At 73.0% G+C, this 22,589-nt stretch carries 18 protein-coding genes, 2 tRNA genes and 1 CRISPR repeat array; of the genes, 4 read left to right on the top strand and 16 right to left on the bottom strand.

The genetic code is table 11. The features are described from left to right. Positions 1 to 36: 36 nt before the first annotated feature. Positions 37 to 1,443, top strand: coding sequence for an aldehyde dehydrogenase family protein (locus tag O4J56_RS07950; RefSeq protein ID WP_270684762.1), 1,407 nt, complete (start codon positions 37 to 39; stop codon positions 1,441 to 1,443). A gap of 41 nt (positions 1,444 to 1,484) precedes the next feature. Here O4J56_RS07950 and O4J56_RS07955 read toward each other — a convergent pair whose 3' ends face one another. Then, positions 1,485 to 3,470: a primary-amine oxidase gene (locus tag O4J56_RS07955; RefSeq protein ID WP_270684763.1), complete on the bottom strand. Its 1,986-nt coding sequence runs from the start codon at positions 3,468 to 3,470 to the stop codon at positions 1,485 to 1,487. A gap of 221 nt (positions 3,471 to 3,691) precedes the next feature. Between O4J56_RS07955 and O4J56_RS07960 the strand changes: the two genes are divergently transcribed. Beyond that, on the top strand, positions 3,692 to 4,660 hold the full coding sequence (locus O4J56_RS07960; RefSeq protein ID WP_270684764.1) for an AraC-like ligand-binding domain-containing protein: 969 nt from the start codon (positions 3,692 to 3,694) through the stop codon (positions 4,658 to 4,660). A gap of 16 nt (positions 4,661 to 4,676) precedes the next feature. Here O4J56_RS07960 and O4J56_RS07965 read toward each other — a convergent pair. Then, positions 4,677 to 4,749 (bottom strand) — tRNA-Ala (locus tag O4J56_RS07965). Positions 4,750 to 4,977: 228 nt separating this feature from the next. Between O4J56_RS07965 and O4J56_RS07970 the strand changes: the two genes are divergently transcribed. After that, the gene (locus tag O4J56_RS07970) at positions 4,978 to 5,271 is read left to right on the top strand and encodes a GroES family chaperonin (protein WP_270684765.1); all 294 of its coding nucleotides are present in this window, start codon (positions 4,978 to 4,980) and stop codon (positions 5,269 to 5,271) included. 44 nt (positions 5,272 to 5,315) lie between these two features. On the opposite strand, the gene O4J56_RS07975 is transcribed toward O4J56_RS07970, so the two are convergent. The 6 genes from O4J56_RS07975 to nadD all read right to left on the bottom strand — a co-directional run bounded on the left by O4J56_RS07975 (position 5,316) and on the right by nadD (position 8,864). Further along, positions 5,316 to 6,098, bottom strand: coding sequence for a phage holin family protein (locus O4J56_RS07975; RefSeq protein ID WP_270684767.1), 783 nt, complete (start codon positions 6,096 to 6,098; stop codon positions 5,316 to 5,318). 4 nt (positions 6,099 to 6,102) lie between these two features. Then, entirely contained in the window at positions 6,103 to 6,774 is a 672-nt protein-coding gene (locus tag O4J56_RS07980) for a hypothetical protein (protein ID WP_270684769.1), read from the bottom strand. 143 nt (positions 6,775 to 6,917) lie between these two features. Beyond that, positions 6,918 to 6,990 (bottom strand) — tRNA-Ala (locus tag O4J56_RS07985). A gap of 114 nt (positions 6,991 to 7,104) precedes the next feature. Next, a complete protein-coding gene (locus O4J56_RS07990; RefSeq protein WP_270684770.1) occupies positions 7,105 to 7,731 on the bottom strand; it encodes a histidine phosphatase family protein in 627 nt (208 codons plus the stop codon). 81 nt (positions 7,732 to 7,812) lie between these two features. Then, positions 7,813 to 8,205 carry a ribosome silencing factor gene (gene rsfS / locus O4J56_RS07995; RefSeq protein WP_270684771.1) on the bottom strand — a complete coding sequence of 131 codons (393 nt, stop codon included), beginning with the start codon at positions 8,203 to 8,205 and terminating at the stop codon, positions 7,813 to 7,815. After that, on the bottom strand, positions 8,202 to 8,864 hold the full coding sequence (nadD, locus tag O4J56_RS08000; protein ID WP_270684848.1) for a nicotinate-nucleotide adenylyltransferase: 663 nt from the start codon (positions 8,862 to 8,864) through the stop codon (positions 8,202 to 8,204). Before nadD ends, rsfS begins: the two co-directional genes overlap by 4 nt. Before the next feature lie 280 nt (positions 8,865 to 9,144). Here nadD and O4J56_RS08005 point away from each other — a divergent pair, with 280 nt between their 5' ends. Continuing rightward, complete coding sequence (locus O4J56_RS08005) at positions 9,145 to 10,209, top strand: M48 family metallopeptidase (RefSeq protein WP_270684772.1); 1,065 nt, start codon at positions 9,145 to 9,147, stop codon at positions 10,207 to 10,209. A 131-nt stretch (positions 10,210 to 10,340) separates the two neighbouring features. Here O4J56_RS08005 and O4J56_RS08010 read toward each other — a convergent pair whose 3' ends face one another. The 8 genes from O4J56_RS08010 to O4J56_RS08045 all read right to left on the bottom strand — a co-directional run bounded on the left by O4J56_RS08010 (position 10,341) and on the right by O4J56_RS08045 (position 22,137). Further along, positions 10,341 to 11,156, bottom strand: coding sequence for an SAM-dependent methyltransferase (locus tag O4J56_RS08010; protein WP_270684773.1), 816 nt, complete (start codon positions 11,154 to 11,156; stop codon positions 10,341 to 10,343). Positions 11,157 to 11,478: 322 nt separating this feature from the next. Continuing rightward, complete coding sequence (locus O4J56_RS08015; protein WP_270684775.1) at positions 11,479 to 12,735, bottom strand: glutamate-5-semialdehyde dehydrogenase; 1,257 nt, start codon at positions 12,733 to 12,735, stop codon at positions 11,479 to 11,481. 265 nt (positions 12,736 to 13,000) lie between these two features. Continuing rightward, positions 13,001 to 14,290, bottom strand: a complete 1,290-nt coding sequence (gene proB, locus O4J56_RS08020) for a glutamate 5-kinase (protein WP_408639096.1) — start codon at positions 14,288 to 14,290, stop codon at positions 13,001 to 13,003. Between the two features lie 68 nt (positions 14,291 to 14,358). Continuing rightward, a complete protein-coding gene (gene obgE / locus O4J56_RS08025) occupies positions 14,359 to 15,729 on the bottom strand; it encodes a GTPase ObgE (protein ID WP_270684777.1) in 1,371 nt (456 codons plus the stop codon). An 856-nt stretch (positions 15,730 to 16,585) separates the two neighbouring features. Further along, a CRISPR array of direct repeats spans positions 16,586 to 16,920; the repeat unit is 30 nt; unit sequence GGTCCATCCCCGCGCGGGCGGGGAGCACTC. Between the two features lie 141 nt (positions 16,921 to 17,061). Beyond that, positions 17,062 to 17,322: a 50S ribosomal protein L27 gene (gene rpmA, locus O4J56_RS08030; protein WP_270684779.1), complete on the bottom strand. Its 261-nt coding sequence runs from the start codon at positions 17,320 to 17,322 to the stop codon at positions 17,062 to 17,064. A 14-nt stretch (positions 17,323 to 17,336) separates the two neighbouring features. Then, positions 17,337 to 17,645, bottom strand: coding sequence for a 50S ribosomal protein L21 (gene rplU, locus O4J56_RS08035; RefSeq protein ID WP_270684781.1), 309 nt, complete (start codon positions 17,643 to 17,645; stop codon positions 17,337 to 17,339). 247 nt (positions 17,646 to 17,892) lie between these two features. Then, on the bottom strand, positions 17,893 to 21,255 hold the full coding sequence (locus O4J56_RS08040) for an Rne/Rng family ribonuclease (RefSeq protein ID WP_270684782.1): 3,363 nt from the start codon (positions 21,253 to 21,255) through the stop codon (positions 17,893 to 17,895). Positions 21,256 to 21,375: 120 nt separating this feature from the next. Beyond that, a complete protein-coding gene (locus O4J56_RS08045; RefSeq protein ID WP_270684784.1) occupies positions 21,376 to 22,137 on the bottom strand; it encodes a TIGR03936 family radical SAM-associated protein in 762 nt (253 codons plus the stop codon). Positions 22,138 to 22,589: the final 452 nt, after the last annotated feature.

The following is a 22,589-nucleotide window of genomic DNA, read 5'->3' on the forward strand; positions in this document are numbered from 1 at the left end:
GGACGACACAGAGGCGGACGACACAGAGGTGAGGACATGGAGAGCTACGAGAACCTGCTGGCCGCCGTGGCGGCGCCGGAGGGCGGCCGGCCGGTGGCCGACCCCGCCACCGGCGAGGAGATCGGCCGCGCCCCCGAGCACGGCGCCGAGGACCTCGAACGGGCCGTCGCGGCCGCCCGGGCGGCCCAGCCCGCTTGGGAGGCGCTCGGCCACGAGGAGCGCTCCCGGCTGCTGAACGCCGCGGCCGACGCCGTCGACCGGTCGGCCGAGGCGCTTGCCCTCCTCATCTCCCGCGAGCAGGGCAAGCCGCTCAACGGCCCGGGCAGCCGCTTCGAGGCGGGCGGGGTCGCGGCCTGGCTCCGCGCCGCCGCCGCCACCCCGCTGGCCCCCGAGCGGGTGCTCGACGACGAATCCGGCCAGGCGACGCTCACCTACCGCGCCGCGGGCCTGGTGGGCGCCATCGGGCCCTGGAACTGGCCGGCGCTCATCGCGTCCTGGCAGTTCGGGCCGGCGCTGCGGATGGGCAACGCCGTGGTGATGAAGCCGTCCGAGGACACGCCGCTCACGGTGCTCGCGCTCGCCGCGATCGTGAACCGGGTGCTCCCCGAGGGCGTGCTGACGGTGCTGTCCGGGGACGGCGGCCTCGGTGCCGCGCTCGCGGCGCACCCGGCGTTCGACAAGATCATGTTCACCGGCTCGACGCGCACCGGGAAGGCGATCGCCGCGTCGAGCGCGGGCAACCTGCCGCGCCTCACGCTCGAACTCGGCGGCAACGACCCGGGGATCGTGCTGCCCGACGCCGATCCGGCCGCCATCGCCGAGGACCTCTTCTGGGGCGCCTTCATCAACACCGGGCAGACGTGCGCGGCGCTCAAGCGCCTGTACGTGCACGAGTCCGTCCACGACGGCGTCGTCGAGGCGCTGGCCGAGGTGGCGGCCCGGATGCCGATGGGGCCGGGGGTCGAGGAGGAGAGCATGCTCGGGCCGCTCACGACCGCCGAGCAGTTCCGGATCGTCGACGGCCTCGTCGAGCAGGCCAGGGCCGCGGGCGGGCGCCTGGTCACGGGGGGCGACCCCGACCGGGGGGCGCCCGGCCGCTTCTACCCGGCGACGATCGTGACCGGCCTGCCCGCCGACGCCGGGCTCGTCGTGGAGGAGCAGTTCGGCCCGGCGCTGCCGGTCCTGCCCTACACCGACCTCGATGAGGCGGTCTCCCAGGCCAACGCCCTCGACGTCGGGCTGGGCGCGTCGGTCTGGTCGGGCGACGTCGAGCGGGCCAAGCGGGTCGCGGCGCGCATCGAGGCCGGCACGGTCTGGATCAACAAGCACGGGACCCTGCACCCGATGGTGCCGTTCGGTGGTGTCAAGGGGTCCGGCTACGGCCTGGAGTTCGGTGTGGAGGGGCTCAAGGCCGTAGCCGTCCCGCAGGTCATCGCGGCCTGATGGCCGCGGCGCGTCCGGTGCGCGCGGGGGCGCGCGCCCGGTCAGTGGCAGCACTCGCCGCCGGACCCGCCGGACCCGCCGTGCCCGCCCCCGCCGGGCGCGGCGCGGTCCGGGAGGTCGAGCGCCGGGTTCGCGTCGAGGAAGCCGTGCGGCTTGAGCCAGAACCCGGAGTAGTCGACGGGCATCACCGGCCAGTCCTCGGGCCGGGGGATGTGGGTGGGCCCGAACGTGTGCCAGAGGACGATGTCGGTACCGGTGAGCGGGCGGTCGGCCTGCACCCACCGGCCGATGCCGTCCCCCGCGTGCTGGTTCGGGTAGTCGCCCGCCGGGAAGCGCTCCCGCGGGTCGTAGGCGGTCACCCACAGGTGGTGGCGGGCGAACGCGGCCCGCTCGCCCGCCGAGGAGCCCGGCCGGGCCATGAGCCGTGGGCCCGCCATCGGGGTGAGCTGGTAGGACGTGGGCCTGCCGACGGCGTTGCGCCGGTTGGCGCTGGTGACGTACCAGCGGCGCCCGGTCTCGCTGTCGGCGTCCCGGACGGCCTCCGACTCGCGGGACAGCGGGACGCGCTCGTAGGTGAAGGCGTTGCCGTAGGGGTTCTCCGGCCCGGTCGGGATCGGGACGAGGTTCTCCTCCTCGACCGAGTTCTCCGGCCCGTCGACGGCCATGTCCAGCCGCGCGCAGAAGATGTGCTGGTGGACCGGGGCGATGATGCCGGGGGCGATCTCGGGGGCGTGCGGGTTCCGGGTCCCCGGCTCGGCGGCGCCGGCGAACACGATGCCGGTCGCCTTGGTCTCCATCTGGATCGAGCCGTCGAGGTAGAAGTACCAGAAGAACCCGTAGTCGTAGTTGCCGACGGTGGCGAAGTAGGAGATCACGAGGCGGCGGGAGCGCCGCACCTGGGAGGCCTCGCCCGGCTCCGTGTGCTTCCAGAGGACGCCGTAGTCCTCCTCGTGCATGCACACGGCGTGCGGGATGGGCATCGGGTGGCCGTGGTCGTCGGCCACCACGGCGTCGAAGTAGGTGATCTCGCCGAGGCAGTCGCAGCCCAGCTCGAGGGAGTTGGCGTTCTTGCCGAGGGAGTACTCGCCCGCGTCGAAGTAGCTGATCCAGTAGCGGGTGGGCGCCGTGTCGCCGTACGGGACGACCATCTCGGGGACGGATGCCCGGTGGAGGACGGGGCGGTCCTCCTCGCCGTCGCGGAAGGCGACCTGGTTGAGGACCAGGCCCTCCTGGGCGTTGAAGCCGACCCGCAGGGACCAGTTCTCCCAGCGGACGAAGGTGCCGTCCACGGTGAAGGAGGGGCCCTCGGGCTGGGTGATCTCCAGCGGCTTGAGCGTGGTGCGGGCCGGTCCGGTGTGCTCAGGGGTGTAGTTCCACTCCTCCATCGGCACGGGGACGTCGCCGTCGTCCTCCAGGCGCACCACCTCTCCCGCGGTCAGGTCCACGTGCGCGATCAGCCCTTCGACGGGGTGCGCCCAGGGGTTGTCGCCGGCGTGGCGCCGGTGGAAGGTCAGCGACCGGATCATGCGCCGTCCCGTCTCGCCCTCCCGGGGGAAGTGGCCGGGCGCGAGCGGGGCGACGAAGGTGTGGGCCGTGTCGGTGATGCCGCGGCGCGCCATGGCCTCCTGCCACCGGGGGTCCGCCTTGACGATCTCGGCGGTGCGGCCGTACTCCTCCATCAGGTAGGGGGGCTGCCCGTAGGGGTGCTCCTCCGTGGCCACCTCCCGCCAGGAGGTGACCGTTCCGGCGGTGACGGACACGACGGCCTCGCTGACGCGTCCCGTGGCCGTGTCCAGCAGGGTGGCCAGGACGCTGCGGTCGAAGTCGTCCGCGCCGGGGTCCGGGACGGCCCGCTTGTCCGGCTCGACGGGCAACAGGCGCGGGAACCGGGTCGTCTCACCGACCCTGCCGTCGCGGACGAGGATGTCCCGGGCGGCGGTGATCTCCTCGGCCGTCAGCATGTCGAGCGGGTGCGTCACGCCGAAGGACGACGGCCGGGTGCCGCGGGGGGTGGTATCCGTCGTCACCGATCCTCCTTGTGCGGATGTTCCAGTGGTCGCGAGTGCGGGCATCAACGTAACCGCCCGCGCGGGGCGCCGTCCGCCCCCTCGCCCGATCGGCCACGGATCGTCAAGCGCTCTGCGCGCTCGGACAACCGGCACCGGCGCCGCGCCGGGACCCCTCGAGAACGGCGGCAGATCGTATACGGTTACCCCCATCCGCCACCCCCCGCGGGGAAGGACGAGCGATGAGCCACGCGATCGACACGCCGAACGCCCCCTTCGCCCTCGACGCCTGGAGAGCCGCGGTCGCGCACACCGTCGTGCCGCTGAGGATCGACGAGCTCGGCGGCGTCGCCTTCCACGGCCACCTCGCGCGGACCGTGGTCGGGAACGTCTCCCTGTTCGAGATCGCGGCGACACCGCACGTCGTGCGGCGGACCCCCGAGCTCATCTCCGACTGCGACGGCCAGTTCTACAAGCTGAGCCTGCAGCTGGCCGGTTCCGCGGTCCTGGAGCAGGACGGCCGCTCGGTGGGACTGCACCCCGGCGACCTGGCCATCTATGACACGCACCGGCCCTACACGCTGACGTTCCCCGAGCGCAACCAGGCCATGGTGATCATGTTCCCGCACGAGCTCGTGGACCTGCCTCGGGACGAGGTCGCCCGGGTCACCGCCACGCGCTTCCCCAGGGGGACGGGCCTGGGCCGGGTGATCAACCCGTTCTTCGTCGAGCTCGGCAGGAACATGGACCAGCTGTCCGGGAGCCATGCCTCACGGCTGGTCCATTCGGCGCTCGACCTGCTCGTCACCATGCTGTCGCAGGAACTGCACCGCCGCCGGGGGCCCGGGGCGAACCCGGCCCGGAGCCTAGCGCGGGAGGTGCGCGAGTACATCCTGGAGCACCTCGGCGAGCACGACCTCACGCCGTCGTCCATCGCCCGCGCCCACTACATCTCGACGCGGCACCTGTACACGATCTTCTCGGCGGAGGGGCAGACGGTGTCGATGTGGATCCGGTCGCGGCGCCTCGAACACATCCGCCGCGACCTCGCCGACCCGCTGTTCGCCGACCGCCCCGTCTCGTGGGTGGCGGCCCGCTGGGGCCTCCACGACGCCGCGCATTTCAGCCGGCTGTTCAAGGCGGAGTTCAGGGAGTCCCCCACCGCCTACCGGGAGCGGCTGCTCGATGAGCACGGCCGCTGGGCCCTCTGAGGGCTCATCGTCCAGGTGGAGCTATGGGGATTCGAACCCCAGACCTCCTCCATGCCATGGAGGCGCGCTACCAACTGCGCCATAGCCCCTGGTCGTCGCCCCTGCGTGCCGGTGTCGGCCTCGCCGCGGCGACACATCGACCTTACCGGATCAGCAGGAGTGCTCGCGCCGTTCCCCCGGCGTTCACCGCGTTCACCGTGTTCATCGCGGAGGCCCCCGCAATCCCGCGCCGGACATCGCACCCGGCCAATCGCTCCCGGTCACGGCTCGGGACCCAATAAGCTTGCAGGGTGCCCGATTCAAAGCTCGAAATCCAGATGCTCCACGATCGCCTGCTCGTGCGGCTGCTCCCGGAGAAGGGGGAGCGCCGCAGCACCGGCGGGCTGGTCATCCCGGACACCGTGAAGATGGCGACCCGCCTCATGTGGGGCGAGGTCTGCGGCGCGGGCACCAGCGCCCGACACGTCAAGACCGGCGACCGGGTCCTGTTCAACCCGGAGGACCAGCTGGAGGTCGAACTCCAGGCCGAGCGGTACCTGGTCCTGCGCGAACGCGACATCCACGCCGTGGCCAACGAGTCCCCGCAGCAGGGCACCGGCCTGTACCTGTGACCCCCTCCTGAGGGCGGGGGCCCGGACCGACGTGTGTCGGCGGGTCAGAAGTCGAAACCGTACTTCTCCCACGGCTCAGGACGATCCGACCGGTCCGAGCGCCCGTCGCCGTCGATCCCCCACGGGTCGCGCCTGTGGGGGCGTCGGTCCTTCCCGGACTTCCCTGGCCGCGGCCGCCCGGACCGGAGCCTCGGCCCGGCGAGCAGCACCATCGTCCCGAGCGACACCGCCCCCATCACCGACGGCGTCCACGGGTCCGTGGCACTGGCGGCCGGTTCGAACCGCAGGCGCCCCGTGGGGTCGTACGCCATGACGCGGGATTCCCCCTCCGAATAGCGGAGCACGGGCTCGCCGCCCTCTCCGCCAAACGCTCCGACACGACGCATGGAGACCTGCTCGCCCGCGCAATCCCATTCCACCTCGTGGACGAACCGCTTCCGCCGCTCGCTGAAGGGGTCCTGCCGCACGACCCGCGTCTCGGCCGCGACCACCGTGCACCTGACCTCCTCGGTCAAGGAGTCGTAGGCCAGGACCCGGGCCGCCAGGACCACCGCCCAGAGCAGCACGAGCCCCGCGGCCGCACCCACGAACGACCCGGCGCACCCGGCACTCGCGCAGCGGCCCCAGGCCAGGGAGCAGCCGAACCCGACGAGCCACACCACGCAGAGCAAGAGGAAGCCGAGCCACTGCGGCAGGGCGAAATAGTGCACGAGCGCGAGGAAGAACGTCAGGCCCGCCACCGCCGCGAAGACCACGGTGGCGATCAGCAGCGTCCGGTCCCTCGGCTCCTCGTCGCTGTAGGGGTCGCGGCTTTGGGCGGTCGGCATGCCCTCAGGCCTTGTCCATCCGGGTCCAGGCGGGGCGTCGCAGGTAGCCGCCGAGATACATCAGCACGCCGAGGGCCGCGACCCCGGTGAGGCCGGGCTTCCACAGGGCCAGGACCTTTCCGGCCCGTTCGAACGGCACGCGCCTTTCGGGGTCGTAGGCCATGTCGTAGCTCTCCCCTTTCTCAAGGGGAGAGTTCCCGGGCTTCGTCACCTTGACGTGTTCACCGCCGCACACCCACTCGACCTCATGGACGGCGCGCGACGCTCCGCCTCTGATCCTTCCGTTCCATTTCCTTCCGGGGGCCTTGTAGGTCTCCTTCCACGAGCTCGTCGCCACCACCGTGCAACGGACCTCATCGGCCCAGGCGTGGTACACGACCGTCCTGGCGAGGAACAGCGACGCCCCGACCAGGACCAGCACTGCGACGAAGCCCGCGGCCATCCTCGTGAACCGCATCGATACCGCGTAGGCCCAGATCACGGCACAGCAGACCGCTGCGACCCAGGCCAGGCAGAGAAGGATGAAGCCGGCCGTGTACGACAGCAGGGTGTAGTCCAGCACCCCCGCCAGGAACATCAGCCCCGCCATACCCCACACCAGCCGAGTCGCGACCGGAAGGGAGAACTCCTCCGGCTCCGGCGGGCGGTCGGGGCCCCGCTCCCAGTGGTTCGTCACGGCACTGGGACGGCCCCGTCGTGGGAGCGGTTCCCCGTGCGGTGGCCGGGACCGGACGGAACCGTCGGGGAGGAAGAGGAACAGGGAGGGGAACGACGAACGGCTCGGTGCGGATGTGATCCGCACCGGGCCGTTCGCTTCTGTGGAGCTATGGGGATTCGAACCCCAGACCTCCTCCATGCCATGGAGGCGCGCTACCAACTGCGCCATAGCCCCTCGGGTCCGGCGGGGGCGGGCCTGCCGCCCTGCCGACACCCTGAACGATAGCGGAATCCGCCGGATTAGTCGAAACGGATTCCGAACACGCCCCCTGGACCTGCGGGGACGTGCTCACCGGTCGTCGCCGAGGATCCTCTCCTCCGGGAGGCTGGAGGCGTTGTGCTCCAGCAGGCGCCACCCGCCCACGCGCAGCGGCCCCAGCACCGACCACGAGCAGTTGCCCAGCGGCCCCAGCGCCTGGCGGATCTCCACCGGCAGCCCGAGCATGCGGTTGATGCCCGCGCGCAGCGCCGCCCCGTGGCCCACGGCCACCAGCAGCCCGCCCTCGGGGACCCGCTCCAGCCCGCGCTCGATCGCCTCGGTGACGCGCTCGCCCACCTCCTCGATGGGCTCGCCGCCGGGGATCTCCATGCGGGCGTTCTCCTCCGGCCACCGCTCGCGGATCTCCGCGGTGGTCAGCCCCTCCCAGGGCCCGCCGAAGCGCTCCCGCAGCCCCTTGTCGGTGTGCACGGCGAGCCCCGCGGCCTCCGACAGGTACCCGGCCGTGTCCGCCGCCCGGCGCAGGTCGGAGGCGACGACGGCGTCCGGGCGCAGCGCGGCCAGCAGGCGCGCCGCGCGCTGGGCCTGCTCCCGGCCCACGTCGTCGAGCGGGATGTCGGACTGCCCCTGGAAGCGCTTCTCGGCGTTCCACTGGGTCTGGCCGTGGCGCCAGCAGAGGACACGACGGGATTCGGCCATCGGCTCAACTCCTGTGCGGGTGGGTGCAGGTCGGTGCGGACCGCCTCCGGGACGGGCCCCGGGAACCGCCCCATGGACCTCTCAGGCGCCGTCCTGGGTGCGCTCGCGGCCCCGCGCGCTCTCCGGCAGGGTGATCGCGGGGCAATCCTTCCACAGCCGCTCCAGGCCGTAGGTGCCGCGCTCCTCCTCGTGCTGGACGTGCACGACGATGTCGACGTAGTCCAGCAGTACCCAGCGCCCGTCGCGCTCGCCCTCCCGGCGGACCGGCTTGGCGCCGGCCTCGCGCAGGCGCTCCTCCACCTCGTCGACGATGGAGCGCACCTGCCGGTCGTTGGGGGCGGAGCACAGCAGGAAGGCGTCGGTGATGACGAGCTGGTCGCTCACGTCGAAGGCGACGACCTCCTGGGCGAGTTTGTCCGAAGCCGCCTCTGCGGCGATGTTCACGAGCTCGACGGCCCTGTCCGTAGCGGTCACGATGAAGCTGCTGCCTCCCCTGGGGTCCGCCCCGCCGACGGTTCGTCGAGGTAGAGCCCGGTCTTGTTGATGTAGCGGACGATCCCGTCGGGCACCAGGTACCAGATCGGCTCGCCCTTGCTCACCCGCTCCCGGCACTCGGTGGAGGAGATCGCCAGGGCCGGGATCTCCACCAGGCTGACCTTGCCGTCGGGCAGCCCGGTGTCGGTCAGCCGGTGCCCGGGCCGGTTACAGCCCACGAAATGCGCGAGTTCGAAGAGTTCGTCCACGTTCTGCCAGCTCAGGATAGCGCCCAGGGCGTCGGCTCCGGTGATGAAGAACAGCTTGACGTCCGGCCCGTAGGTGCTGCGGAGCTGGCGCAGCGTGTCGATGGTGTAGGTGGGGCCCTCGCGGTCGACCTCGATCCGGCTCACCTTGAACTGCGGGTTCTCCGCGGTGGCGATGACCGTCATCAGGTAGCGGTCCTCGGCCGGGGCCACCTTGGCCAGGTCCTTCTGGTAGGGCCGCCCCGCCGGGACGAAGAGCACCTCGTCCAGGTGGAACAGGTGGGCGACCTCGCTGGCGGCGACGAGGTGCCCGTGGTGGATCGGGTCGAACGTGCCGCCCATGACCCCCACGCGCCGGGGGCCTCCCGGCGCCCGGCCGGCGTCCGCGCCCATCGCTCCGTTCGCCACCTCATCGCTCCCTTTACACCGGTTTTTCCAGCCGCCGCCGAGACTAACCGAAGGCGTCCACCGCACCGTCCGCGCACCCGGCGCCGGGCGCGTCCCCGAGGGCGGCGCGGAGGCGGCCGGGAAGGCGGCGCGGACACGGCCGTGGAGGCGGCGCGGAGGCCGCCCCGGGCCGTACGGAGGGCTTTCCGCGCGGATCAGAATTCGCGTCATATCTCGTTGCCGGAAATCGTGGCGTCGGCCGGGGAGGCGCGCATAGCATGCCGACATGGCCACCAACACACCAGACCGCGCCCGCGTCCGACTCGACGACATCTCCTCCCGCGCCTACGAGCACCCGGCCGACCGCGGCGCCCTGGTCGCCCTGCGGTCGCTGCGCGGCTTCGACGAGGTCTTCCGCAAACTCTCGGGGCTGTTCAACGAGCGCGCGCTGCGCCTGATGTTCCTGTCCGGCGCCGTGCGGGTCGGGGAGCGCCAGTTCCCCGACGTGCACGACTACGTGCGCGACGCCGCGTACGTGCTCGACCTCAAGGAGGTCCCCGAGCTCTACATCAAGATGGACCCCAAGCCCAACGCCATGGCGATCGGCAGCCAGAAGCCGTTCATCGTCATGACCAGCGGGCTGTTCGACCTCCTCGACGCCGAGGAGCAGCGCTTCGTGGTCGGCCACGAGGTCGGGCACATCCTGTCCGGCCACGCCGTCTACCGCACCATGCTCCTGGCGCTGATCAACCTGGCCGCGCGCGTGGCCTGGATCCCGCTGGGCTACATCGGCCTGCGCGCCATCGTCGCCGCCCTGGAGGAGTGGTACCGCAAGTCCGAGCTGTCCTGTGACCGCGCGGGCCTGCTCTCCGCCCAGGACCCCGACGCCGCCAAGCGCGCGCTGATGAAGATGGCCGGCGGCTCGCGCCTGGCCGAGATGAACACCGACGCCTTCCTGGAGCAGGCCAAGGAGTACGACGAGGGGGGCGACGCGCGCGACAGCCTGCTGAAGCTGATGAGCCTGATCGGCACCACGCACCCCTTCGCCGTGGTGCGCACCGCCGAGCTGCACCGCTGGATCGAGGACGGCTCGTACCGCACCATCCTCGCCGGGGACTACCCGCGCCGCGCCACCGACAAGGACGCCTCGGTCAGCGAGGAGGCGCGCAACGCCGCCAACTCCTACAAGCAGTCCTGGGAGCGCTCCTCGGACCCGCTGGTGGGCATGGTGCGCGACGTCGCCGGGACCGCCGCCAACGCGGGCGGCAAGATCTTCGACACGGTCGCCGAGCGCTGGAAGAGCGCCGGGGGCCGGGGCGGGTCCGACAGCGGGCAGAGCAGCCGGAACTGACGGGCCGCATCCCCGCCGCCGGTACGGCGCCGCCGGTACGGGCGCCGTCGTCACGGCGCACGGCAGGGGGTGCGGGCCCGCCGGTCCCGACCGGCCCGCACCCCGCCGCGCGCCGCCCCTCGCCCGCGCGCTCAGTCCTTGCGCGCCACTCCCCCGGTCATGAAGCGCGCCGCGATGGAGGTGCTGTCCGGGACGATGCCGTCCGGGCGCCACAGCGGCAGCGGGACGAGCCCGGGCGCGAGCAGCTCCATTCCGTCGAAGTAGGCCATCAGCTCCTCGAAGGTGCGCACCCGGCCGGTGCCGAGCTGGCTCAGCAGCACCCGCTCCAGCTCCACGCTCTCCGGGGCGTCGCCCAGGCGGGTGAAGTTGGTGATGAAGAAGTACGACCCGGGGACGGCCGCGTCCCGGAACGCCGCGACGATGCCGTTGGGGTCCTCCTCGTCGAGGATGTGGTGCAGGATGCCGCACAGCATCACGCACACCGGCCGGTCGAAGTCGATGAGCTCGCGCACCTCGGGGTGGTCGATCACCGAGCGCGGGTCGCGGATGTCGCCGGTCACGACGTGGGTGTAGGCGTTCTCCGCCAGGATGGCGTGGCCGTGCGCCGACACAAGCGGGTCGATGTCGACGTAGACCACGCGCGCCGCCGGGTTCGACTGCTGGGCCACCTCGTGGGTGTTGCGCGCGGTGGGCAGCCCCGACCCCAGGTCGAGGAACTGGTCGATGCCCTGCTCGGCGGCCAGGTGGCGGACGACCCGGTGCAGGATCTCCCGGTTGTGCCGGGCGATCTCCTTGAGCTCGGGCATGACCTCCAGGCTGGCCTGGGCCACCTGGCGGTCGATGGCGTAATTGTCCTTGCCGTCGAGCATGACGTCGTAGACGCGGGCGGCCGTGGGCACCCCGCTGTCGAACGTCGATCCGGACTGCGGGTGCTGATCGGTGGTCATGGGGGGCTCCCGGAAACGTGAAAAGTCCTGCTGTTCCGGCATCGTAGTGCCTCACGGGGCCGCAGTGACCGGCACCCGGCCGCGGTCGCCCCGCCCCGCCCGGCCGACTCCCGGTGACCGGCCGCCGACACAGAGCGCTCACCTGCGGACACGCGCCCGCACGGCATGGCGCCGGCCGCAGGACCGGGGATCCGCGCCGATGCCGGCCCTGCCGCTGCCGGTCCTGCCGCCCGGCCCGTCGTCTCCGCCCGGCGGGCGAAGACGACGGCGGGGCCCACCGCGGCGACGCGCGGCGGACCCCGCCGGCCCCTGGGCGCGCCGCTCAGCGCACCTGGCCGTCCCCGGTGACGATGTACTTGGTGGAGGTCATCTCCCGCAACCCCATCGGCCCGCGGGCGTGCAGCTTCTGGGTTGAAATGCCGATCTCCGCGCCGAAGCCGAACTCCCCGCCGTCGGTGAACCGGGTCGAGGCGTTCACCATGACCGCGGCCGAGTCGACGCGCGAGGTGAAGCGGCGCGCCGCCGCCTGCGAGTCGGTGACGATGGCCTCGGTGTGCCCCGTGGAGTAGGCCCGGATGTGCGCCATCGCCTCGTCCAGGGTGCCGACCACCTTCACCGCCAGGTCCATCGACAGGTACTCGGTGGCCCAGTCGTCCTCGGTGGCGGGCACGGCCCGGTCGTCGACGGCGCGCACCCGGTCGTCCCCGTGCACGGTCACGCCCAGGTCGCCGATCTCCCGCAGGAACCGCGGCAGGAAGCGGTCGGCGATCCCCTCGTGCACCAGCAGCGTCTCGGCGGCGTTGCACACCGACACCCGCTGGGCCTTGGCGTTGACCGCGATGGCCACCGCCTTGTCCAGGTCCGCGTGCTCATCGATGTAGACGTGGCAGTTCCCGGCGCCGGTCTCGATGACGGGCACCGTGGAGTCGCGCACCACGGCTTGGATGAGGTTGGCGCCGCCGCGCGGGATGAGCACGTCGACCAGACCCCGGGCGCTCATGAGCGCCTGCGCCGAGTCGCGCCCCGAACCGGGCACGAGCTGCACGGCGTCGGCGGGGACACCGGTCTTCTCCAAGGCGCCCCGGATGACCTCCACGATGCGGGTGTTGGAGGAGTAGGCCGAGGAGGAGCCCCGGAGCAGGGCGGCGTTCCCGCTCTTGAGGCACAGCGCCGCCGCGTCGGCGGTGACGTTGGGGCGGCCCTCGTAGATGATCCCGACGACGCCCAGCGGCACCCGGATCTGGCGCAGCTCCAGGCCGTTGGGCAGGGTGGAGCCGAAGACGACCTCGCCGACGGGGTCGGGCAGGTCGGCGACGGCGCGGACCGCGTCGGCGACGGCAGAGACGCGCTCCTCGGTGAGGGCGAGGCGGTCCAGGTAGGCCTCGGTCTCACCGGCGGCGCGCGCCCGGTCGAGGTCCTCGGCGTTGGCGGCGACGATCGAGGCGGCCTCGGCGACCAGCGCGTCGGCGACCGCGGCCAGGGCCTCGTCCTTGTCCGCCCGGCTCATCGGTGCGAGGTCGGCCGCGGCGTCCTTGGCCCTTCGGGCGGCGTCGTGCACCTCGCGCTCGGTGTTGCTCATCGGGGATTCCGTTCGCTCGGGAATGTCGTGGTCGTGGATCGGGTAGCGGGCCTGCGCCCAGCCTATTCCGGACGCCCCCGCCGGGGTGGGGCGATGATCTCGACGAAGGTGCTGCCAAAACCTCCGGAATGACTGCACTCCCGTCGAGATCATCGCGGAGCGGCGCAGCGCACCCTCCCGTTGATCTCGGGAGAAACGCCCCTAAAACCGCACGTGTAGCGTCGTTTTCCCCGAGATCAACAAGGAAGTGGCGGGTGGGGGGCGGCTACGCCGGGGAGCCGCCCGCCGGGGCCGTCGCCCTCGGGATGCCCGGAGCGTTCCCGCCGTTCGACGCCGCCGTGCTCCCCCCGTCGGCCGACCGGGCGCGGTCCAGCAGCACCATGTCGTCGCGGTGCACGATCTCGCGCTCGTACTCGGGCCCCATCTCGCGGGCCAGCCACCGGGTGGAGCGCCCCATCAGCATCGGGATCTCCGCGGCGTCGTAGTTGACCAGCCCGCGGGCCACCGTCCGCCCGTCCTCGTCGCGCAGGTCGACCGGGTCCCCGGCGCTGAACTCGCCCTCGACCTTCACCACGCCGGCGGGCAGCAGGGAGGCGTGCTCGGCGGCCACCGCCCGCACCGCACCCGGGTCCAGGACCACGGTCCCCCGGCCCGCCGTCGCGTGCGCGAGCCAGAGCTGCCGGGCCGTCGGCCGCCGCTTGGACGACGCGGTGAACAGCGTGCCCACCGGTTCGCCCGCCAGCGCCGCCCCCGCGTTCGCCGCGGAGGTGAGCACCGTGGGCACCCCCGCCTCGGTGGCGATGCGCGCCGACTCCAGCTTGGTCACCATCCCGCCGGTGCCGACCCCGCGCCCGCCGGTGCCGCCGACGTCCACCCCGTCCAGGTCGCCCGCGCCGGACACCCGCGGGATGCGCCGGGTCCCCGGCTTGGCGGGGTTCCCGTCGTAGAGCGCGTCCACGTCGGAGAGCAGCAGCAGCGCCTCGGCCCGCAGCAGGTGCGCGACCAGGGCGGCCAGGCGGTCGTTGTCGCCGAACCGGATCTCGTGCGTGGCGACGGTGTCGTTCTCGTTGACGATGGGCACGCCGCCCATGTCGAGCAGCCGCCGCAGGGTGCGCTGGGCGTTGCGGTACTGCACCCGCCGCATCAGGTCCTCCACGGTGAGGAGCACCTGCGCGGCGGTCAGGCCGTGGCGCGCGAACGCGCCCGTGTAGTGGGCCACCAGCAGCCCCTGGCCGACGCTGGCCGCGGCCTGCTGGGTGGCCAGGTCCCGGGGGCGGGCGGCCAGCCCGAGCGGGCCCATGCCCGCGGCGACCGCGCCCGAGGAGACCAGCACCAGCTCGGTCCCGGCGGCGCGGCGGCGCGCCAGCACGTCGGTCAGCTCGGCGATGCGGTCGGTGTCGATGTGCCCGTCGGGGGTGGTCAGCGACGAGGAGCCGACCTTGACCACCACGCGCCGCGCTGCGCGCAGTTCCCCCCGGGCGCCTCCCGGGGTCCCGCCCCCGGAGACCCCGGAGGCGCTGTCCCTGTTCTGCCCTGCTGTGCCTTCCTGGTGCACGGCGGACGACTTCCCATCTGTGTCGATCGTCGAAGCGGCCGGGCGTCTGCCACCTCGCCCGCGCGGCGTCAGCCCAGCCGGGAGTCGCTGCCGCGCGGGCCGATCGGGGCCTGGTCGGAGTCGATGCCCGGTGCCCAGTCGAAGACCACGGAGTCCTCCTCGGTGCCGATGTAGACCTCGGCCCCCGCGGTGGCGCCCGCCTTGGCGAGGGCGTCCTCGATGCCGAGCCGGTCGAGGCGCTCGGCCAGGTAGCCGACGGCCTCCTCGTTGGAGAAGTCAGTCTGGCGGACCCAGCGCTCCGGCTTGGTGCCGCGGATCCGGAAGATGTTGTCGCCCAGGGAGACGACCTCGAACGAGGCCTCGCCGATCTCGCGGGGGCGCAGGACCACCCGGGTGGGCTCGGGCTCGGGCCGGGCGGCACGGGCGCGGGCGACCTCGTCGCCCATGGCGAAGGCCAGCTCGCGCAGGCCCTCCCGGCTGGCGGCGGAGACCTCCAGCACCTTCAGGCCGCGCTCCTCCAGCATGGGGCGCACGATCTCGGCCAGGTCGCGGGCGTCGGGCACGTCGATCTTGTTCAGGACGACCAGGCGGGGCCGGTCGGACAGGTCGACCTCCATCAGCTCGCCGTAGGCGGCCAGCTCGGCCTCCAGGGCGTCGAGGTCGCGGACCGGGTCGCGGTCGGGGTCGTAGGTGGCGGTCATGCAGTCCAGGACGTGCACGAGGGTGGAGCACCGCTCGATGTGCCGCAGGAAGTTCATGCCCAGGCCGCGCCCCTGGCTGGCCCCGGGGATGAGGCCGGGGACGTCGGCGACGACGTACTGCACCTCGCCGGAGTCGACGACGCCGAGGTTGGGGATCAGCGTGGTGAACGGGTAGTCGGCGATCTTGGGCTTGGCCGCCGACAGGGCCGCGATGAGCGAGGACTTGCCCGCGCTGGGGAAGCCGACCAGGCCGACGTCGGCGATGGTCTTGATCTCCAGGCGCACGTCGGCCGACAGGCCCTCCTCGCCCTTGAGGGCGAACCCGGGGGCCTTGCGCTTGGGCGAGGCGAGCGCGGCGTTGCCGAGGCCGCCCGCGCCGCCGTCGGCCAGCACGAGCCGGGTCCCGGCGCCGACGAGGTCGGCGATGACCTCGCCGTCCGCACCGGTGACGACGGTGCCGTCGGGGACGGGCAGGACCAGGTCGTCGCCGTTGGCGCCGTTGCGGTTGCCGCCCTTGCCGGGCGTGCCGTTCCCGGCCCGGCGGTGGGGGCGGCGCTGGTATTCCAGGAGGGTGGCGATCTGCGGGTCGACCTCCAGGACGATGTCGCCGCCGCGCCCGCCGTTGCCGCCGTCGGGGCCGCCGAGGGGCTTGAACTTCTCCCGGTGGATGGAGGCACAGCCGTGCCCGCCGTCACCGGCCTTGACGTGCAAGGCCGCTTCGTCGACGAAATCGGGCATGTGCCTGGTTCTCCCCGTGTCGCGCCGGCGCGCACTCCGGCGCGCGGTTCCTGCCGTGTGAAAGCCCTCGACCCGCCGGTCCGATCCGGGCGGGGAGGAATGATCCACCGCTCACCACTCTAGACGGTCGGGCCGACCGACGGCGAAGGCATGGGCGGGAGGGAGACCGATCACACCGTGGGGGCGGGGTGTGATGCCGGACGGCGCCCGTCGGACGGCCCCCGGCGCTTCCCCGCGCGTGCGGGGCTCCCGACCGACCCGACGCCCATCCACACGGAGGCCGACAAGGGTCCATCCCCGCATGTGCGGGGCATTCAAGGACAGCCAGGCTGACGTGAACTAGGTTCCATCCCCGCCTGTGCAGGGAGTGCGGGGGACCGCCCGCACCGGTGAACACGGTGGTCGGGTGGCCCATGGTGGTGAACGTGCTGCTCGTGGTCAATATGTGGCCATCCCCGTCCGAGCGGGGAGAACGGAGGCCCTCGCCAAGCGGGTCCTACCGAAGGGTCCATCCCCGCGTCGCGGGGCAGCCAGTCTTCACGATCCTCACAGAGACGATCGGCGGTCCATCCCCGTCACGCGGGGAGCGGTCCATGTGCGTGAACGTCGTCGTCGGGTCCTTCCTGGTTCCATCCCCGTGCACATGGGTGGCAGAAGGCTATCGATCAAGGCGGTCCATCCCCATACGTGCAGGGCGCACCGAGGTCTTCGCCCACCCGATCGAGACGGCGGGTCCATCCCCGCGCGGGCGGGGCCTACCTCTGCAGTCGTTCCAGGGGTCGTTCTCGATCGCGGGTCCATCCCCGCGCGTGCGGGGTAGCGGGCCGTCGGAAGGATCTTCGTCGAGGAGCAGCGGGGTCCATCCCCGCGCGGGCGGGGAGCACGGAGTCGGCGAACTCAGCGAGACGTCGGTGACGGGTCCATCCCCGCGCGTGCGGGGAGCACCCATCCACCAGGGGCGCCTTCCCGCCATCCGCGGGTCCATCCCCGCGCGTGCGGGGAGCACGGTGTCGGGTCGGCTAGTCGTCCTCGGCGGTCGGGTCCATCCCCGCGCGGGCGGGGAGCACCCCCGCGACGTCGGGGACTTGTGGGCAAGGCCGGGTCCATCCCCGCGCGGGCGGGGAGCACTCGACAGCGCGGAGCTGGCCGCCGAGATCGTGCGGTCCATCCCCGCGCGGGCGGGGAGCACTCTCGTTGACCTGGGGCGTTCCCTCCCGGCACTGCCCTCTCATGCCACTTCGCACTCCCCCATCATCCACGAAAGGCGGGCCGGAAGGGTCCCCCCTTCCAACCCGCCTCTACGCGGAATGCTCCGTCTCGCGGCGCGCCTGGTTACTCGGCGACGGCCGGTACGATGCTGACGGCCTTGCGGCCGCGCCGGTTGCCGAACTCGACCTTGCCCTCGACCAGCGCGAACAGGGTGTCGTCGCCACCGCGGCCGACGTTGTCGCCGGGGTGGAACTTCGTCCCGCGCTGGCGGATCAGGATCTCGCCGGCCTTGACGGACTGGCCGCCGAAGCGCTTGACACCGAGCCGCTTAGCGTTGGAGTCGCGCCCGTTACGGCTGGACGATGCGCCCTTCTTGTGTGCCATCGGGGAGCCCTCCTCTACTTGGCGATGCCGGTGACGCGGACCCGGGTGTACTTCTGGCGGTGACCCAGGCGCTTCTTGTAACCGGTCTTGTTCTTGTATTTGATCATGTTGATCTTCGGGCCCTTGGTCTCGCCGAGGACCTCGGCGGTGACCTTGTAGGCGCTCAGCTCGCTGGAGTCGCTGACGACCTTGCCGTCGTCGACGACCAGCAGCGGCTCCCAGGACACCGTCGAACCGGCCTCCTCGGAGACCCTGTCGATGTTCAAGACGTCATCGACAGACACCTTCTCCTGTCGGCCGCCCGCTCGCACGATCGCGTACACCGGGGAACTCTCTTCCTGCTCGTGGACAATCCCCGCCGAGGCGGGGAGTGAAATGCGCTGCTGTTGACCGCAGCCCCATACCCACCGGGCTCCCGCTAGGGGGCGTGGGAATCGAAGTCGGGTCTCGGGCGCGCGAACGATAGGGGCGCGCCGACGCACCGACCTTTAGGTTACCACCGCCCGGTCGGCACCCGGCACGCCCGGTCGGGGGCCGGACCGCAGCGCACCGCGGTCCGGCCCGCGCCCGTCAGGCCTCGACGACGACCGCCGACTCCGAGGGGGTGCCGCCGGTCTTGGTGCGCCGGGTGCGGCGGCGGCGCGGGCGCTCGGCCCCGCCGTCGGCCTCCCCGGCGTCGGCGGAGTCCGCGGGTGCCGCCGCGCCCTCGGGCGCGGCCGTCCCCTGCTCCGCCGCCGCGGCGCCCGAGGGCTCCGCGGAAACCTGCTGGGCCGCGTCCGCGACCGGGGCGGCGGCCTCGTCGGCGGTCTCGGCCGCCTCCTCCGCCGCCTTCTTGGTCCGGCGCGCGGACGTGGACTTCGCCGCCGCCTTGGTGCCGGTCTTGGAGGTGCTCTTGGCGGTCTTGGCCTTGGACGCCGTCGACGTCTTGGCCGTGGACCGCGTGGAGGCGCGCTTGGTCTTCTTCGGCGCCTCCTGCGCCTCCTGTGCCTCCTCCGGGGCCTCGGTCCCGGAGGCGTCGGGCGCGGCCTCGGCGGGCGCCTCGGCCACCTGCTCGACCGGCGCGTCCGCGGCCTCGGCGGCCGGCTCGGCGACGGGCTCGGAGGCCGCCGCCTCCGCGGCGGGCTCCTCGGGCGCGGCCTGCTTGGCGGACCTGCGCCTCGACGAGCGCTTCTTCGGCGCCTCCTTGGCCTCCGGCTCGGCCGCCTCGGCCTTCTCCGCCGCCTTCTCAGCGGCCTTGTCGGCCTTGTCCGCGGCCTTGTCCGCCTTCTCGGCGACCGGCTCGGCCGCCTGCTCGACGGCCTTGTCCGCCGCCGCGTCGGCGCCCTTCTCGGACGCCTTCTCGCCGCCCTTGTCGGAGCCGTTCTTGCCCTTCTTCTTCCGGCCGCCGCCGGAGCCGCCGCCCTTGCCCTCGACGGGCTCGCTGGACAGCACCAGGCCCCGGCCGTTGCAGTGCTCGCAGGAGTGCGAGAACGCCTCCAGCAGCCCCTGGCCGACCCGCTTGCGGGTCATCTGGACCAGGCCCAGCGAGGTGACCTCGGCCACCTGGTGCTTGGTGCGGTCCCGGGACAGGCACTCCAGCAGCCGCCGCAGCACCAGGTCGCGGTTGCTCTCCAGCACCATGTCGATGAAGTCGATCACGATGATGCCGCCGATGTCGCGCAGCCGGAGCTGGCGCACGATCTCCTCGGCCGCCTCGAGGTTGTTCTTGGTGACCGTCTCCTCCAGGTTGCCGCCCTGGCCGGTGAACTTGCCGGTGTTCACGTCGACGACGGTCATCGCCTCGGTGCGGTCGATGATCAGCGACCCGCCGCTGGGCAGCCACACCTTGCGCTCCAGCGCCTTGGTGATCTGCTCGTCGATCCGGTAGGCCTCGAAGACGTCCCGCTCGCCGTCGTAGCGGTCCACCCGCTCGGACAGGTGCGGGGCCACGTAGTCCACGTACTCGCGGACCGTGTCCCAGGCCTCGCCGCCGGAGACGACCAGGCTGGAGAAGTCCTCGTTGAAGACGTCCCGGACCACCTTGACCGTGAGGTCCGGCTCGCTGTTGAGCAGCGAGGGCGCCGAGGCCGACTTCGACTTGCGCTTGATCGACTCCCACTGGGAGGCCAGGCGGGAGATGTCCCGCTCCAGCTCCTCCTCGCTGGCGCCCTCGGCGGCGGTGCGCACGATCACGCCGGCGTCGGAGGGCATCACCTTCTTGAGGATCTGCTTGAGCCGCGCCCGCTCCTTGTCGGGGAGCTTGCGGCTGATGCCGGTCATGTTGCCGTCGGGCACGTACACCAGGTAGCGGCCGGGCAGGCTGATCTGGCTGGTGAGCCGGGCGCCCTTGTGCCCCACCGGGTCCTTGGTGACCTGCACCAGGACCGACTGGCCGGACTTGAGCACCGACTCGATGCGCTTGGGCTGGCCCTCCATGCCCGAGGCGTCCCAGTTGACCTCGCCCGCGTACAGCACCGCGTTGCGGCCCTTGCCGATGTCGACGAAGGCGGCCTCCATCGACGGCAGCACGTTCTGCACCCGGCCCAGGTAGACGTTGCCGACGTAGGAGCGGTGGGTGGCGCGGTCCACGTAGTGCTCGACGAGGACGTCGTCCTCCAGCACCGCGATCTGGGTGCGGTCCTCGATGCGGCGGATGATCAGGTCGCGCTTGACCGACTCGCGGCGGGCCAGGAACTCCGACTCGGTGATGATCGGGGCGCGGCGGCGGCCCTGCTCACGGCCCTCCCGGCGGCGCTGCTTCTTGGCCTCCAGGCGGGTGGAGCCGCGGACCGCCTGGACCTCGCTCTCGGCGGTGGCGGCCGCGCGCGGCTCGCGCACCTTCACCACGGTGTTGGGCGGGTCGTCCTTGGACGCCGGCTCCTCGGCGGCGCCGTCTCCGGAACCGCGGCGGCGACGGCGGCGACGGCGGCGGCTGCCCGCCGCACCGCCCTCGTCGGACTCGGCCTGCCGGGCGGCGGCCCTGCCGCCCTCGGCGGTGTCGGCCTCGGCGGCGGGCTCCTCGCCCTCGCCGCCCTCGTCCTCGGCCTGCTCCTCGCCCGAGCGCGAACGGCCGCGCCCGCGTCCGCCGCGGCGGCGGCGACGGCGGGTGGGGCGCTCATCGGAGGCCTCCGCGGACTCGTCGGCGTCCCCGGCGTCGGCCTCGGCCTCCCCGGCCTCCTCATCGGCCTCGTCCACGGGCTCCTCGGCGTCCGCGGCGGGCGCGTGCGTGCCGTTGGCCGCGGCCGCGGGCGCCTCCGCGGGCGGCGCGACCGGCGGCTGGAACAGGACCATGGGCGACTGGAACGGCGAGGCGGCCGACACGTCCGCGACAGCGGCGGCGGGCTCCTCGGCGGCCGGGGCGGCCTCGGGCTCGGGCTCCGGCTCGGCCTTCCTGCGGCCCGTGGACCTCTTGGCGGCCGTCTTCTTCGCGCCCGCCTTCTTCTCCTCGGCCCGCCCCTCGGCGGCCGCCTCGTCGGCGGCACCGGCGTCGGCGCCGCCGGCCTTGGCGGCGCGCCGCGTCCGGGTCCGGGTGCGCGGCTTCTCGGCCGGCTCCTCGGGCGCGGCAGCGGCGGCGCCCTCGGCCTGCGCCTCCTCCTGCTCCTCCTCGGTCCCGTCGACGCCGTCCGCCTCCGCGGCCTCGGCCGCGGTGACGGTGCGCCGGGTCGGGACGGCGGGGGCGGGCGGCTCCTCGGGCGTGATCACCCGGCGCACCGCGCCCGCGGCCTTGGGGGCCGAGACGACCACCTGGTGGGCGTCGTCGTCCACCTGCCCGGCCGGCCGCGTGAGCGGTGCGGCGGGGGCGGCCTGCGGGGCGTCCGGCTCCGGAGGCGGGCCGGCGGCCCGAACCCCCCGGCGCGCGGCCGGGGCGCTCACCCTGACCTCGGCGTCGGTCCCTGCTGTTTCAGTTGTACCCGCGGTGCCTTCGGCACCGCCGTTGGGCTCGTTCTCGAGCATCCGGGCGGTCTCCCGTCAGAGCCCTCGGGCGCGGCTCCGGCTCGGTGCCGGGCCGCGGCTCGCGAGAGCTGTCGTCGCTGTGTCGGCGCCCGGCGGCCTCCCGCCGCCGGGGCAAAGTCGTCATGTCGGGCCCGCGATCCCCGACGGGGGCGGCACCGGCCGCTCCCCTTCCGCGGGTCCGGGGGTCGCGCCCCGTCGATCCGTCGCGAACGGGTCGGCGATCCCTCCGGTCCCCTCGTCCAGCGGCCCCTGCGCCAGCCGGGTCATCATCGGCGATGACGGCGGCGCCAGGCCGGCCGCGTGACGCAGGCCGGTCACCACGTCGTCCGGTCGAACGGCAGGTGCGGTGTGCCGGACGACCATCCGAAGTATGGCATATGTCGCGTTGTGTTCCCTTGCGGCACGCGCGTCCGACTCCAGTCGGACCACGGCCGCGCGGACGTCGAAGCGGCGGCGGCCCTTCTTGGTGAGCCGCTCGACCTCGACGCTGTCGGCCGCCAGGAAGGCGGCCACCGCACTCTCGGCGTCGTCGGGGGCGACGCCGGGCAGCTCCACCCGCCACTGCGAGGCCTGCAACCGGTCGGCCAGTCCTCCCGGTCCCGCCTGGACGGCCTCCACGACGTCCAACCCGTCGGGCAGGGCGGCGTCGAGGCCGGCGCTCACGCGCGCCGGCGGGACGGACTCGGCGAGCACCATCTCGAAGTACTCCGCCTCACTGGCCACCCCGGTGGGGGCGGCCCCGGTGTAGGAGAGCTTCGGGTGGGGTGTGAACCCCGCCGAGTAGGCGACGGGCACGCCCGCTTTGCGGATCGCCCTCTCCAGAGCGCGCGCGATGTCGCGATGGCTGGCGAAGCGCATCCGGCCGCGCTTGGCGTAGCGCACGCGCAGCTTCGGTGCGGGTCGGTCGTCGGCGGGCGAAGCGGTGCCCTCAGGTGCGGGGGGCAGCGGAACTCCTTTCCTCGTCGACCCCCCTGGCGGGGTGCCGATACCAACACGACACACCCACCTGGGGAATTCACGTCCCATTCAGCCTACGGCCCGCGGGGGGCGGAGCGCGCCACCGCCCCGGGGGCGAGCGCCCATCACCCGACGAAACGGGGCCTGTCGGCCACGCCGGCGCGCTCAGGGCACACCCGTGCTGTTCCCAGGGCGACACCGGTTGAAAAGCGGACACGCCGCCCTCCGGACCGCGCGCCCCCCGGACCCGGGCCGTCCCACTACCTGGGAAACACCGCGCCGACCTGCGAAAATCCCTGGCACCAAAGAATCTTCGAGATTTTTCGCCGATCGTGCAAACCATCCGGGCGCCCCGTCCGTCTTACACGGCGTATGGC

It is taken from the genome of Nocardiopsis endophytica, from assembly GCF_027706725.1.
Lineage (GTDB): Bacteria > Actinomycetota > Actinomycetes > Streptosporangiales > Streptosporangiaceae > Nocardiopsis_A > Nocardiopsis_A endophytica.